Raw genomic sequence first — 14,487 nt, forward strand, 5'->3', positions numbered from 1 at the left:
ATTGTATGCTATGCCGCATGTCACGAACTTTCCATTGAACCAATAGCCGGCATTTCCAGATGCCGGTTTTATTGTCAGAGATGCCGATTCCTAAACCCATGAACGAACAATACCAGCCCGGGGACATTGAGTCCCAGACCCAGGCTTACTGGGATGAGCACGATAGCTTCCACTGCGTCGAAGACCCCGCCAAAGAAAAGTTCTATTGCCTGTCGATGTTTCCGTACCCCAGCGGTCGGCTGCACATGGGGCATGTGCGCAATTACACCATTGGCGACGTCGTCTCGCGCTACCAGCGCATGCAGGGCAAGAACGTGCTCCAGCCAATGGGCTGGGACGCCTTCGGTCTGCCGGCCGAGAACGCCGCGATCAAGAACAATGTCGCGCCCGGCAAGTGGACCTACGAGAACATCGATTACATGCGCAACCAGTTGCAGCGCATGGGCTTTGGATATGACTGGAGCCGCGAAGTCGCCACCTGTCATCCAGAGTACTACCGCTGGGAGCAGTGGTTCTTTACCCGCCTGATGGCCAAGGGCATGGTCTACAAAAAGGAATCCGAGGTGAACTGGGATCCGGTGGACCTGACGGTACTGGCCAACGAGCAGGTAATCGACGGCCGCGGCTGGCGCTCCGGCGCCCTGGTCGAGCGCAAGAAGATTCCGCAGTGGTTCCTGAAGATCACCGACTACGCCGACCAGCTGCTGGACGACCTCGACAAGCTGGATCACTGGCCCGAACAGGTCCGTACCCAGCAGCGCAACTGGATCGGTCGCTCCCTGGGCGTGGAGCTCAAGTTCCAGGTTGAGGGCAATGGCGAGCTGGAAGTATTCACCACCCGCCCGGACACCCTGATGGGCGTCACCTACGTGGCGGTGGCACCGCAGCACCCGCTGGCGCTGCAGGCTGCTGCCAACAACCCGGCGCTGGCCGCCTTCCTGGAAGACTGCAGGCACACCAAGGTGGCCGAAGCCGATCTGGCCACCATGGAGAAAAAGGGCATGGCGCTGGGTCTGGAAGCGACCCATCCGCTGACTGGCGAGAAAGTGCCGGTCTGGACCGCCAATTTCGTGCTGATGGACTACGGCTCGGGCGCCGTCATGGCCGTACCCGCCCATGACCAGCGCGACTGGGAATTTGCCCACAAGTACGGCCTGCCGATACGCCAGGTGATCAAGCCACTGGATGCCTCCACGCCGATCGATATCGAGCGTGAAGCCTTTACCGACAAGGGTGCACTGATCAATTCGGGCGACTTCTCCGAACTCGAGTTCGATGTTGCCTTCAAGGCCATCGCCAAGGAACTCGAAAACCGGGGCAAGGGCCGCACCACCATCAATTACCGCCTGCGTGACTGGGGCGTTTCCCGTCAGCGCTACTGGGGCACGCCGATCCCGGTAATCAACTGCCCGTCCTGCGGCCCGCTGCCGGTGCCCGAAGACCAGCTGCCGGTGGTACTGCCCGAAGAGGTCGACTTCGACGGCGTCGGTTCACCGATCAAGAAGATGGACAGCTTCATCCAGACCACCTGCCCGGGATGCGGTGGTGCTGCCGAGCGTGAAACCGACACCTTCGATACCTTCATGGAATCGAGCTGGTACTACGCCCGCTACGCCTGCGCCCGCAGCGGCGACGCCATGCTGGACCCCGAGCAGGCCAACTACTGGCTGCCGGTGGACCAGTATATCGGCGGTATCGAACACGCCATCCTGCACCTGCTGTACTCGCGTTTCTTTCACAAGCTGATGCGCGACGAAGGCCTGGTGAACTCCGACGAGCCCTTCACCCGCCTGCTGTGCCAGGGCATGGTGCTGGCTGACACCTACTACCGCGAAGACGACAAGGGTGGCAAGATCTGGATCGCCCCGACCGATGTCGACACCGAAACCGATGACAAGGGCCGCATCATCAGTGCGCGCCTGAAGTCCGACGGCCTGCCGGTGGAACAGGCCGGCGTGTCCAAGATGTCGAAGTCCAAGAACAACGGTATCGACCCGCAGGTCATGATCGACAAGTACGGTGCCGACACCGTGCGCCTGTTCATGATGTTCGCAGCGCCTCCCGAACAGTCGCTGGAATGGTCCGACTCCGGTGTTGAGGGCGCTCACCGCTTCCTCAAGCGGCTGTGGAAGCAGGTACATGATCACCTGCAGCACGGCCAGGACGTCGCCGCGCTGGATAGCGCGAGCCTCACCGACGAGCAGCGTGACCTGCGCCGCAAGGTGCATGAAACCATCGCCAAGGTCAGCGACGATATCGAGCGCCGCCAGACCTTCAACACCGCCATTGCCGCGGTCATGGAACTGTCCAACAGCATTGGTCGCTTTGTCGATGTCAGCGCCCAGGGCCTTGCGGTCACCCGCGAAGCCGTGCTGGCGGCCACCCAGTTGCTGTCGCCGATCGTGCCGCACATCACGCACCATCTCTGGCAGCAGCTGACCGGTAGCGACAACCTGCTGCACACCCCCTGGCCGCAGGTGGATGAAAGCGCCCTGACCCGCGCTTCGCTGGAAATGGTGGTCCAGGTCAATGGCAAGGTGCGCGCCAAGATCAGCGTGGCCGCCGATGCCGATGAAGACGTGGTCCTGCATACGGCACTGGCGGATGAAAACGTGCGCAAGCACATGGCCGACAAGCAGTTGCGCAAGAAAATCGTGGTGCCGGGTAAACTGGTCAATATCGTTGTAGGCTAAGGACGGGAGAGAGCAATGACTGTGCAATTGAGGCTGATACTGCTGATCGCAACCCTGCTGTTAAGCGGCTGTGGCTTTCAGTTGCGCGGCAGCGCCGAAGTCCCGGTGGCGATGCGCGAACTGGCGCTGCAAATGCCTGCCGGTCGCAGTGCCCTGCGGCTCGAACTGAGCCGCACGCTGCGCAGCAACGGCATTGAGCTGGCCGCCGCCGCCCCCTACACCCTGCAGATTCTCGAAGAAAAGCAGGGCCGCCGTGTCGCCTCACTGGATGAGCGCGTCAAGGCGGACGAATACGAACTGCGCACCGAAGTGCGCTTTCAGATCACCGAGGGTGAACGCTTCCTGATCGCGCCGACCGCGGTACGCACCGAACGGGTCTATACCTACGACGCCGATGCCATTACCGCCAAGAATGCCCAGGAAGCCCTGCTGCGACGCGAAATGCAGCAGGATATTTCACGCCAGATCCTGCGCCTGTACATCGCCGCCGGTCAGCCATGAAGCTGAAGCCGGAACAGCTCGGCGCGCGCCTCAAGCAGGGCGTGGCGCCGGTCTATCTGGTCACCGGCGACGAACCCCTGCTGGCCGAGGAAAGCTGCGACCTGCTGCGCAAGGCTTTCCTTGAGCAGGGATTTACCGAACGGGAAGTGCTGCATGTGGACGGCAGTTTCAAGTGGGAATACCTGCTTGAATGTGCCAGCGCCCTGTCGCTGTTCGCCGAACGCAAAATCATCGAACTGCGCCTTGGCGGCCAGAAGCTGAACAAGAACGCCAGTGACATGCTGCAGCAGTACCTGGTTAACCCCGCCCCTGACAACGTTCTGCTGATCATTGCCGACAAGCTCGATGCCGGGGCCAAGAAAAGCGCCTGGCTCAAGGCTGTCGACAAGAACGGCGTCATTGTCGAACTCTGGCCGGTGGAGCCGGCTCAGCTGCCCGAATGGATCCGGCGCCGCGCGGTGCAGATGGACATGCGCCTGGACGACAGTGCGGTGGAAGTGCTGTGTCAGCGTGTCGAAGGCAACCTGCTGGCGGCCCGCCAGGAAATGAGCAAGCTACAGCTGCTGTTCCCCGGCAAGACACTCAGCGCCGACGACGTAATCGACGCCGTATCGGACAGCTCCCGCTTTGATATATTTGGCCTCACCGACGCCGCCCTCGGCGCCCAGCCCCAGCGCGTCACCCGTATTGTTCAGGTACTGCGCCAGGAAGGGACGGAACCGGCCGTGGTGCTCTGGGCCCTGGCCCGGGAAATCCGCACCCTGCACGCCGTGCAGCGCGGCCTGCAACAGGGCACCGGCTTTGATAGCCTGTGCCAGCAGCAGCGCCTGTTCGGCAAGCGCAAGCAACTGGTACGCAACACCACCAAACGCCTGTCCCCCGCCACGCTGGAAAGCCTGCTGCAACAGGCCGCCGAGGTCGACCGCCTGGTAAAGGGCGCCCGCAGCGGTGACCCCTGGTTGCCCCTGACCTCGATTCTGCTGCACCTGGCAGGCCTGTCCCTGCCACTGGATGCGACCGGCTGACCCGCCAGCCCACTTAATCCCGTATCATTTCGCGCCGGTGCTGCCCCTTGACAAGGCCGCTCCAGTGTCCGCGTGCGCGCAGGCATGCCGTGCTCACAAACTGACCATAATCAGTACAGCCTCAGTTGGCGGCGCTCCCCCGACTTACCCTCGAGTTATACACAAACTTACCCCTGCATTTTGTGGATAAGCCCGCTGAACAGGCCGAGATAATTTTCCGATTTGGCTTGACACAGGCACGCTGGCGGCAACATTTTTTCGCACATATACACAGCACAAGTCACTGAAAACCTGAATTTTTTACCGCTCAAAAAACACACGCACCAGGCAATACGCCGGCTCCGCAGGGCTCTGGATCTGTACCCATACCTTATTCACAATTTTATACACAGGATTCGGGGATAACATTGCAATCCGGTGACAGCCAGCGGTTGTCCACACTGCCAAAGTTACCCCCAGAGAGGCCCCGCCGGCCCTAAGGGTGTATAACTAAATCACCGGCAAGCGTCTATAAACAGGAGTCCTGAATGTCCACCAGCGCCCGAATCACCCACCTGGCCCTGCATGTCACTGACATGGCCGCCTGCGTAACCTTCTATCAGGACTTCTGCGGCATGCGCATTATCCATGAGCGACACAGCAGTCGGCAGACCATCAGCTGGATGGCGGAGCCCGGCCGAGAGCGCGACTTTATCTTCGTGCTGATGGATGGTGGCCAGGATCTTAACCTGCCCGACAACGACTACCGCCACTTCGGCTTTGCGCTGGACAGCCGTGAGGCCGTCGACCGAATTGCACAGCAGGCCGAGAAAGCCGGCTGCCTCGTCTGGGCACCGCGGGATGAACCCTTTCCGGTTGGCTACTACTGTGGCCTGCGTGACCCCAATGGCAACTATGTGGAATTCAGCTACGGGCAGCCACTGGGTCCGGGTGCCGATGCCTTTGAACAACTGCTGCAAGGCTGAGGTGTCCCGGGTCGGGCATTTGCCACCACAGCCTGCGCGACTAAATTAAGCCGTTACTTCGCGCGCCAAGCCTGTACAGTGATATAGCAGGCACTGCTGAGGCTTAGGTCCCAGGCGTGGCCTGACCAGGTCTGTGTAGAGAGTTCTCCGGTGATATCCAAAGGAAAGGGCCCATGTGGTTAAGAACAAGTTGTGATCTGACGTTCGACATCGCTGTACCGACGCCCTTTGTACTGATGCTGCGACCGCGCAGCGGTGCCCAGCAATGGATTGCCAGCGAACAGTACAAGCTTGTACCCAGCGTGTCCGTCTTCGAGTTTACCGATAACTACGGCAATCTGTGCCAGCGGCTGATTGCCCCTCCCGGTGCCTTTGGCATCCATACGGCGGCCGAGGTCATGACCTCGGACCATATCGACCGCGCCCCTGGCGCCCGGTTCGTCGAAATACAGAACCTGCCCGAGTCTGCACTCATTTACCTGCTGCCCAGTCGCTATTGCGAGTCAGATCGCTTCAGTCAGATGGCCAACAGCATCACCGCGGGCTACCCGCTGGGCTACGACCAGGTGGCCGCCATTGAGACCTGGCTGCGCAATACCATTCACTACCGGCCCGAAAGCAGTGATATTCAGATATCGGCGACCGAGGTTAATGCCCGGGGATGGGGTGTGTGCCGTGACCTCGCACACCTGGGGATTTCACTGTGTCGCAGCCTGAGCATTCCGGCGCGCATGGTGGTGGGCTACCTGCATGACCTGGCGCCCATGGATCTGCACGCCTGGTTCGAGGCCTACGTGGCCGATCGCTGGTACACCTTCGACGCTACCCAGGCCCAGCTGCACGGTGGCTATGTCGCCATCGGCTATGGCCGGGATGCCGCCGATGTCGCGGTCTACAATCAGTTTGGCCCGGCCCTCTCCCCCCGGGAACAGCGGATACGCGTGCAGCATATTGATGAACCGGGCTATGCCCATGGAGCCTGATTCTGCTGAACGCCAGTAACGGAAGGCCGTAATAACCCCGCTCAGCACCCACTTTGAGACGACTTTATGCAGCGCTACAAGATTGTGCATCACACCTACTACAACTTCACCGAAGAGGTGACACTGGGCACACACAAGCTGCTGCTGCGACCGCGCGAAGACCATGAGTTGCGTATCCAGTCGTTTTTACTCGACATCACACCGGCAGCGGGCCTGCTCTGGCACCGTGACGTCGAAGACAACTCCGTCGCCCTCGCCAGCTTCGCCCTGCCCACACGCCAGCTGGTGATCCAAAGCGAAGTCATTATTCAGCAGTACAACGAAGCGCCGCTGGATTTCCTGGTGTCTGACTACGCCCTGCGCTACCCGTTCAGCTACCGAGCGGACGACGAACCCATGCTGGCGCCCTACCAGACAGCACCGGACGCCCCGACCCGCAGTCTCCTGCACGCCTGGATCGGCAATTTCTGGCAAGCGGACGAAAGCATTCAGACCTACAGTTTGCTGCAACGCATTGCCGAGTACATTTACCAGACCCTGAGCTACCGCGTACGGGAAGAACCCGGCGTGCAGAGCGCCCGCCAGACGCTGGAGTATGGCACCGGCTCCTGTCGCGACTTCGCCGTGCTCTTTATGGAAGCCGCCCGCTGCCTGGGTCTCGCCGCCCGCTTTGTCAGTGGCTATCTGCACGTAACACCCATGCCGCAAAGCAATGGCGCCACCCACGCCTGGGCCGAGGTTTACCTGCCAGGCGCCGGCTGGAAGGGATTTGATCCGACCATCGGTAAAATTGCCGGCAGCGACCATATCGCCGTCGCCGTCGCCCGCCTGCCCCATGCGGTGCCACCGATCTCGGGTTCCTACGTGGGTGCCGCCGGATCCTCGCTGGATGTTGGGGTCTGGGTTACCAAGGTATAACACGCCCGCCGTTGCCTCCGGGATCAGGACGCAGCCAACCCTGTTCCTGCGGCCCCTGCGGCCAGGGACAAGTACGTCCCGGTACAAAAAAAGAGCCCTCAGGCTCTTTTTTTTGTGCTTGCGGCTACCGGTGTCTAACCGACCTTTTCACCCTTGGCCTGCAAGTCGGCGTGGTAGGACGAACGCACCAGCGGGCCTGAAGCCACATGGGAGAAGCCCATCTCCTTGGCCAGGCGGGCGAACTCGTCGAACTCGTCCGGCGTCACGAAGCGATCTACCGGCAGGTGACTGCGGCTTGGCTGCAGGTACTGGCCAATGGTGATCATGTCGACGTTGTGTGCCCGCAGATCACGCATGACCTCGACGATCTCTTCGTTGGTTTCACCCACGCCCACCATCAGGCCGGACTTGGTACGGATGCCGGGCTGACGCTGCTTGAAGCCTTCAAGCAGGTCCAGCGACCAGGCGTAATCCGCCCCCGGGCGCACCTGCTTGTACAGGCGCGGCACGGTTTCCATATTGTGGTTGAACACGTCCGGCGGCGTGGCACTGAGAATGTCCAGCGCCACTTCCATGCGGCCACGGAAATCCGGCACCAGGGTTTCGATCTCGATGGACGGCTGGCGCTCGCGGGTTTCGCGCACGCAGTCGGCGATATGCTGGGCTCCGCCGTCACGCAGGTCGTCGCGATCCACCGATGTGATAACCACGTAGCGCAAGCCCAGGTCCGCGATGGCGGTAGCCAGCTCCCGTGGTTCGTCGGCGTTCAGGGCATTGGGGCGGCCATGGGCCACATCGCAGAACGGGCAGCGACGGGTACAGATGTCACCCATGATCATGAAGGTGGCGGTGCCGTTGGTGAAGCACTCGCCGATATTCGGGCAGCTGGCCTCTTCACAGACGGACGACAGCTTGTGTTCACGCAGCTTGGACTTGATGCGCTGCACTTCGGCCGAGTTTCCCATGCGAACCCGCAGCCAGGCCGGCTTGCGTGGCATTTCATCTTTCTCGGTGGGAATGACTTTCACCGGGATGCGGGCCACCTTTTCGGCGCCGCGAAGTTTGACACCCTGCTCGACGCGCGCGCCTGCGGTTTTGCTATCAGAACTTGCCATACAATCGCTAATCCAGTCTGGTTCTGCGGGACACCGTAGTATACCCGATTTTGTTGATCAAAATATCACCCATACGGCTGATGGCCGCTGCGCTGTCCAGCCCCGGCACCAGGTTCGCCAGCTGGGTCATGGCCATGCCGGCATAGCCGCAGGGATTGATGCGCAGGAAGGGTTCCATGTCCATGTCCAGGTTCAGCGCCAGGCCATGAAAGGAGCAGCCACGGCGTACCCGCAATCCCAGAGAGCAGATTTTGGCATCGCCCACATAGACGCCAGGGGCGTCGGGTTTGGGGTAAGCCTCAACGCCATATTCGGCCAGCAGCTCGACCACGCTCTGCTCCATCAGATCCACCAGATCCCGCACACCCAGGCTTTTGCGGCGCAGGTTCAGCAGCAGGTAGACCACCAGCTGGCCGGGGCCATGGTAGGTTACCTGACCGCCACGGTCGGCTTGCACCACCGGAATATCACCGGCATTGAGCACATGCTCGGCCTTGCCTGCCTGGCCCTGGGTGAACACGGGGGCATGTTGCAGCAGCCAGATTTCATCAGGGGTCTGGTCATCACGGCTGTTGGTGAAGTCCTGCATGCGCTGCCAGGTGGAATCATAGGGTACCTGGCCCAGGTCGCGCAGAACCAGCGTATCGGACAGGGCCATCAGATGACCATCTTGACGCGACCGGAGGACTTCAGGTCCTGGTGCAGCCGCTCCAGCTGATCAACACCGGTGGCGGTAATGCAAAAACGCACGGACTGAAAGGTGCCCTTGTTGCTGTCCTGCACGGTGACGCTGGCCACATCAAGATCCGGCGCGTGCCGGAGTACGGTTTCAATGACATAGTCCCGAAAGTCGGTGCTGTTCACACCGATCACCTTGATCGGGTAGTCGGGGCAGGGAAATTCAATCTTGGGGGGTTGCTGTTCGCTCATCACTCACTCCCCCGTCATCAGCTGCTGCTGGTAACGGGCCAACAATTCAAACATTCGAGCCCAGACAGGCCCCTTGGTACCGCTGCCGATGGGCCGATGATCGACGCGAGTCACCGGCACCACGCCGCGGGTCGAGCTGGAAATCCAGACTTCGTCGGCGTTCATCAGGGTATCGTAATCGATATCCACTTCCTGGTACTGCATGCCATTGGCGTCCGCCAATTCCAGTATCAGCTCCCGGGTAATGCCACCCAGAATGTCAGAGCTGCGCTTGGGGGTATAGATAACTCCCTGGCGCACCACAAAGAGGTTGCACGAGGTGCCTTCGGTCAGGACACCATCGCGCAGCAACAGGGCCTCATCGGCCTGGTGATCCCGCGCCTGCTGCAGCACCAGGATGTTGGGCAACAAGCCGGTGGACTTGATATCGCAGCGATGCCAGCGCAGATCCGCCGTAACGATGGCACTGATTCCCGCCACCTCGGCGGCAGGCACGGCGGTAAAATTGCGCACCGGCGCACAACAGGCAAATACCGTGGGTTCAAGACTGGCATCGTAACTGTGACTGCGGCTGCCTGCATCTCCCCGGGTAACCTGCAGGTAGACCGACAGGGTGCCGCCACCGTTGCGCGCGACCAGCTCGTTCAGCAGTGCAGCCCAGTCATGGTCTGCCCGGATACGAACCGCCCGCAGGCTGTGTTCCAGCCGGGCGATATGCTCCTGCAGCCGAAAACCAATACCACGAAAATAGGGCACAACTTCGTACACACTGTCGCCAAACAGAAAGCCGCGATCAAAGGGTGACAGTGTTGCCTCTTCAGAGGCCATGAAGCGTCCCTTGAGATATACGATATTCATCGGTGTCCGTCTCTTCAAACCGCCTTCAGAGTGAAGGCGGCAGGGTCAGTAAGTACTTGCACCATCAACCGATCAGGCTGAGGAAAAACAGCACGATACTGTGCCAGATACGCTTGAGCAGGCCACCCTCGGCGACATCCTCGAGTGCAACCAGCGGCACTTCCCGTACCGTCTCGCCATTGAGCGTGACCCGTACACGGCCATATTCCTGCCCCTGTACCACCGGCGCTTCGATCACGCGATCCACATCCAGCGCGGCTTCCAGCTGATCGGTCTGACCCCGCGGGACCGTGACCGCCAGCGACTCGGCCAGGCCCAGACGGACGTCCCCACCCTGCCCACCCCAGACGGTGGCGGTATTCAGCGGCGTACCGCCGTCATACAGCTTGTGGGTACGGTAATAACGGAAGGCATAGGCCAGCAGCTTCTGGGTTTCCTGCGCCCGCGCCTCTTCACTGCTGGTGCCCAGCACCACGCTGATCAGGCGCATGTCGTCACGCTTGGCCGAGGCCACCAGGCAATAGCCAGCCTCTTCGGTGTGGCCGGTTTTCAGGCCATCAACCGAGTCGTCGCGCCACAGCAGGCGGTTGCGATTGGGCTGGCGAATCTCGTTGTAAGTGAAGTACTTCTCGGAATAGATCGGGTAGTTTTCCGGGAACTGGCGAATGATCGCCCGCGCCAGCAAGGCCAGGTCGCGGGCCGTGGACATATGCTGGTCTGCCGGCAGGCCGGTGGCATTGCGGAAATAGGTGTTCTTCATTCCCAGCAGGCCGGCGTGCTGGTTCATCAGGTCAGCAAAGGCCGACTCGCTGCCGGCGATATGCTCGGCCACAGCAACCGAGGCATCATTGCCGGACTGGATAATAATGCCCTGCAGCAGGTCGATCAGCTTGACCTGCGTCCCCTCGCGTACAAACATGCGCGAGCCTTCGGTACGCCAGGCCTTTTCACTGATCAGCACCAGGTCATCCTTGGAAATATTGCCCTTGGCCAGTTCGTACTCGACGATATAGCTGGTCATCATTTTAGTCAGACTGGCGGGGGCGAACTGCTCGTCTTCCTTGTCTGACAGCAAAATTTCGCCGGTTTCGGCATCCATCACCAGGTAGGAGGTTGCCGCGATCTGGGGCGAGGCCGGGATCAGTTCGGCCGGCGACAGAGTCGGCGTCGCATTGAGCGTCGGGGTTGCATTGAGGGTCGGTGTTTCAGCCTGTACCGGGCCGGCCACAAGAAGAGAGCAAAGGAAGAAGCCGCATAGTCGGGCGTATATCGGTCGTTGAGCCATGGTTCTCATTATCAGTCTGCGGGGAAATGGGTGCAGGGTAGACGTCGTCGGGGACTAAAAGTTCTACTCTACTCAGGCGATCAGGGTAAGTCCACCGGACGGGCGGCGGTGTAACCGGCATCGGCCAGCTCGCGCATCAGGCGCGCTTCGGTTTCACTATCGGGCACCGGCCCGAGCTGCACCCGGTACAGGGTACGTCCCTCCTGACTCACGGGCGAAACCCGCAGGCTCAGACCGTCCGAGCGCTGGCCGACACGCTGCTCAATGCGCTCGATGGCGGTACGATCCGAAAAGGCGCCCAGCTGCAGATAGCGCCCAGGCGCGGCGCCTGCTTTGCCGCCGGCAGCCGGGGAAGATGCCTGCGTCGCGCGCGGGTCCAGCACCTCAAGCGACACTCGAGCCGTGCCCTCGCCCATCATGTCCAGCCGCGAGGCCGCCGCATAGGACAGGTCAATCACCCGTCCTTCATGGAAGGGGCCGCGATCATTCACCCGCACCACAACCTGGCGGCCGTTATCCATGTTGGTCACCCGGACATAGCTAGGCAGTGGCAGCGACTTGTGCGCCGCTGTCATGCTGAACATGTCGTAGATTTCACCGTTGGAGGTTTCGTAACCATGGAACTTGCGACCGTACCAGGACGCTGTGCCCTGCTCCTTGTAGCCCCGCGCCTCCTCGAGGATATGGTAACGCTGCCCCAGCACCTCGTAAGGGCTGCGATTCCCTCTCAGGCTTTTGGGCTCCAGCCGGGGCACGGCATCGGGCACCTTGGACACGTCCACCATTACCAGCGGCGCCTTGTCGTGCTTCATGGCATAGCGGCCGGCATTGGCTTCGGGCACACGGGTTTCTGTCGCACTGTCCTCGGTCTGTTTTACCGAGGACGAACAACCTGCCAGCAACGCCAGCAACAGTACCAGAGACGGGCGCAGCTTCGTGAAACTCACCCCTGCCTGCTCCCGCGGTAGGCCGCGCCTATCATCTGGCTCAGCTCATGTACCGCCATGCCATAGAGCCGGCTGTGGTTGTAACGGGTGATAACGTAGAAATTGTGCAAACCAAAGCGGTATTCATCGCCGTCAGCCATTTCAAGCTGCATCAGGGTCGCTTTCTGGGCGGAATCCAGATCCTTGCGGGTACTGATACCCCGTTCTGCCCACTGCGCCAGGGTAACTTCGGGCTTGAGGCTCGCATTGAACCAGCTGGCATCCGTCGCGCCATTGATCACCACGTTACTGGTCACAGGCTCGCCCTGTTTCCAGCCGTGGCGGGCAAAGTAGTTGGCGACGCTGCCGATGGCATCCACCGGGTTGCCCCAGATATCACGCTTGTTGTCGCCATCGAAGTCCACCGCGTAGGCGCGAAAGCTCGAGGGGATAAACTGGCCATAGCCCATGGCACCGGCATAGGAGCCCTTGAGGGAGAGCGGATCGACCTGCTCTTCCTTCACCAGCTGGACATATTCCTTGAGCTCGCCGCGAAAGAAAGCGCCGCGTTTGGGGTAATCAAATCCCAGGGTCGCCAGGGCGTCGAGTACACGGTAACTGCCGGTAATGCGTCCATAGCGGGTTTCCACACCAATAATGGCGACAATCACCTCGGCCGGTACGCCATACTCCTGCTCGGCCCGGGCCAGGGTGTCGGCGTGTTCGCGCCAGAACTGGATGCCCTGGTCGATACGCTTTTGTTCGATAAATATCTTGCGGTACTCGCCCCAGGTCAGGCGCTTTTCCGCCGGGCGCGACATCGCCTTGAGAATCGACTCCTGGCGCTTTGCCTGATCGAGCAGACTCACCAGGTAGGCGCGATCCGCTCCCTGGGCCACCATTTCATCGATCAGCGCCACGGCTTCAGGATGCTGCGAGTAGCCGCTGCCAGCAGCGGCTGCCTTGACCTCCTGCGGGGCGGCGTCCTTGCTGACATGACCAACCGCCGTTGATGCACAGCCGGTCTGTAATACCAGCGCCAGTGAAACCAAAGCGGGAACCAACATTTTTTGCATACTTAATCCCTGTTTAACGACGCAGCATCTGCCGATGGGTATGAACCGACATCATAATGCCGAACCCTGCCATCAGCGTCACAATAGAGGTACCGCCATAACTGATCAAGGGCAGCGGCACACCAACCACCGGCAGGAGTCCGCTGACCATGCCAATGTTTACGAAAACATACACAAAGAACGTCAGAATAATGCTGCCCGCCACCAGGCGCCCAAAGCTGTCCGGCGCCCGGCTGGCGATGATCAGACCACGACCGATAATCAGCAGGTACAGAAACAGCAGTATCAGTACACCCACAAGCCCGAGCTCTTCGGCAATCACCGCAATAATGAAGTCGGTGTGGGACTCCGGCAAAAAGTCCAGCTGTGACTGAGTCCCGTCCATGTAGCCCTTACCCCAGACGCCGCCCGAGCCGATCGCCGTCTTGGACTGAATAATGTTCCAGCCACTGCCCAGCGGGTCACTCTCGGGGTCCATGAAAGTGAGTACCCGCTGACGCTGATAGTCCTTCATCACCATCCAGAGCCCCGGCAGCGCGGCGCCTGCGGCCAGCATGGCGGCAAACACATAGCGCCACAGAATGCCCGACAACAGCAGCACAAAGATCCCCGAGGACGCTATCAGCAGCGAGGTTCCAAGATCCGGCTGCTTCATGATCATGACGGACGGGATACCCAGAAGCACCAGCGAGACGATAATGTGCCCGGGGCGCGGTGGCAACGGCCGGCTCGACAAATACCAGGCAATCATCAGCGGCAGCACCAGCTTGGTGATTTCGGACGGCTGAAAGCGGAATCCCGGCAGTGCCAGCCAGCGCTGGGCTCCCTTGGCGCCGACACCCACCAGCAGCACCGCCAGCAGCAACAGGACACTGGCGGCGAACATCCAGGGCGCCCAGCGTGCCAGGTGGCGTGGATTGATCTGGGCCAGCACAACCAGCACGACCAGACCTGCCGCCATGCGAATCGCCTGGCGGCTGACATAGCCGGCATCCTGACCCGAGGCGCTGTAGAGCACGAACAGGCCAAAGCCGCACAGCAGCAGCACGAACAACAACATCCAGGCATCCAGATGCGTGTAAGACCACCAGCCCGGACGGTTCGCCAGATGCTGGCCGGATTCGGGCATGGTGCGCTGAAAATCACGCAGGCTCATGTCCGTACCTCCAGCCTGTTAACAGCCACTCGCTGCAACACAATCACAAAACCAGA

General features: G+C 60.8%; 14 protein-coding genes. 6 read left to right on the forward strand and 8 right to left on the reverse strand.

Going from position 1 to position 14,487, the window contains the following annotated elements; translation table 11 throughout:
- Positions 1-98: 98 nt before the first annotated feature.
- From leuS to KDW95_RS13705, 6 genes are all read left to right on the forward strand, one after another.
- Positions 99-2,693 carry a leucine--tRNA ligase gene (gene leuS / locus KDW95_RS13680; protein WP_255852376.1) on the forward strand — a complete coding sequence of 865 codons (2,595 nt, stop codon included), beginning with the start codon at positions 99-101 and terminating at the stop codon, positions 2,691-2,693.
- Between the two features lie 15 nt (positions 2,694-2,708).
- Positions 2,709-3,194 (forward strand): LPS-assembly lipoprotein LptE, encoded by a 486-nt coding sequence (locus KDW95_RS13685; RefSeq protein ID WP_255852377.1) that lies wholly within the window; start codon positions 2,709-2,711, stop codon positions 3,192-3,194.
- Positions 3,191-4,219 carry a DNA polymerase III subunit delta gene (gene holA, locus KDW95_RS13690; RefSeq protein ID WP_255852378.1) on the forward strand — a complete coding sequence of 343 codons (1,029 nt, stop codon included), beginning with the start codon at positions 3,191-3,193 and terminating at the stop codon, positions 4,217-4,219. Before KDW95_RS13685 ends, holA begins: the two co-directional genes overlap by 4 nt.
- Positions 4,220-4,746: 527 nt before the next feature.
- Positions 4,747-5,184 carry a VOC family protein gene (locus tag KDW95_RS13695; RefSeq protein WP_255852379.1) on the forward strand — a complete coding sequence of 146 codons (438 nt, stop codon included), beginning with the start codon at positions 4,747-4,749 and terminating at the stop codon, positions 5,182-5,184.
- A gap of 173 nt (positions 5,185-5,357) precedes the next feature.
- On the forward strand, positions 5,358-6,167 hold the full coding sequence (locus KDW95_RS13700) for a transglutaminase-like domain-containing protein (protein ID WP_255852380.1): 810 nt from the start codon (positions 5,358-5,360) through the stop codon (positions 6,165-6,167).
- Positions 6,168-6,233: 66 nt separating this feature from the next.
- Positions 6,234-7,085, forward strand: coding sequence for a transglutaminase family protein (locus KDW95_RS13705; RefSeq protein ID WP_255852381.1), 852 nt, complete (start codon positions 6,234-6,236; stop codon positions 7,083-7,085).
- Between the two features lie 134 nt (positions 7,086-7,219).
- Here the strand turns inward: KDW95_RS13705 and lipA are convergent, their stop codons facing one another.
- From lipA to rodA, 8 genes are all read right to left on the reverse strand, one after another.
- Positions 7,220-8,200 carry a lipoyl synthase gene (gene lipA / locus KDW95_RS13710; RefSeq protein WP_255852382.1) on the reverse strand — a complete coding sequence of 327 codons (981 nt, stop codon included), beginning with the start codon at positions 8,198-8,200 and terminating at the stop codon, positions 7,220-7,222.
- A 7-nt stretch (positions 8,201-8,207) separates the two neighbouring features.
- On the reverse strand, positions 8,208-8,858 hold the full coding sequence (gene lipB / locus KDW95_RS13715; protein ID WP_255852383.1) for a lipoyl(octanoyl) transferase LipB: 651 nt from the start codon (positions 8,856-8,858) through the stop codon (positions 8,208-8,210).
- Positions 8,858-9,130 (reverse strand): YbeD family protein, encoded by a 273-nt coding sequence (locus KDW95_RS13720; RefSeq protein WP_255852384.1) that lies wholly within the window; start codon positions 9,128-9,130, stop codon positions 8,858-8,860. Before KDW95_RS13720 ends, lipB begins: the two co-directional genes overlap by 1 nt.
- Before the next feature lie 3 nt (positions 9,131-9,133).
- Positions 9,134-9,988 carry an aminotransferase class IV gene (locus tag KDW95_RS13725; protein ID WP_255852385.1) on the reverse strand — a complete coding sequence of 285 codons (855 nt, stop codon included), beginning with the start codon at positions 9,986-9,988 and terminating at the stop codon, positions 9,134-9,136.
- A 64-nt stretch (positions 9,989-10,052) separates the two neighbouring features.
- On the reverse strand, positions 10,053-11,273 hold the full coding sequence (locus KDW95_RS13730; protein ID WP_255852386.1) for a D-alanyl-D-alanine carboxypeptidase family protein: 1,221 nt from the start codon (positions 11,271-11,273) through the stop codon (positions 10,053-10,055).
- An 80-nt stretch (positions 11,274-11,353) separates the two neighbouring features.
- On the reverse strand, positions 11,354-12,220 hold the full coding sequence (locus KDW95_RS13735) for a septal ring lytic transglycosylase RlpA family protein (protein ID WP_304941554.1): 867 nt from the start codon (positions 12,218-12,220) through the stop codon (positions 11,354-11,356).
- Entirely contained in the window at positions 12,217-13,275 is a 1,059-nt protein-coding gene (gene mltB, locus KDW95_RS13740; protein WP_255852387.1) for a lytic murein transglycosylase B, read from the reverse strand. The genes KDW95_RS13735 and mltB overlap by 4 nt, the downstream gene beginning before the upstream one ends.
- A 13-nt stretch (positions 13,276-13,288) precedes the next feature.
- Positions 13,289-14,431, reverse strand: coding sequence for a rod shape-determining protein RodA (gene rodA / locus KDW95_RS13745; protein ID WP_255852388.1), 1,143 nt, complete (start codon positions 14,429-14,431; stop codon positions 13,289-13,291).
- Positions 14,432-14,487: the final 56 nt, after the last annotated feature.

The organism is Marinobacterium rhizophilum (assembly GCF_024397915.1).
Taxonomy (GTDB): Bacteria; Pseudomonadota; Gammaproteobacteria; order Pseudomonadales; family Balneatricaceae; genus Marinobacterium_A; species Marinobacterium_A rhizophilum_A.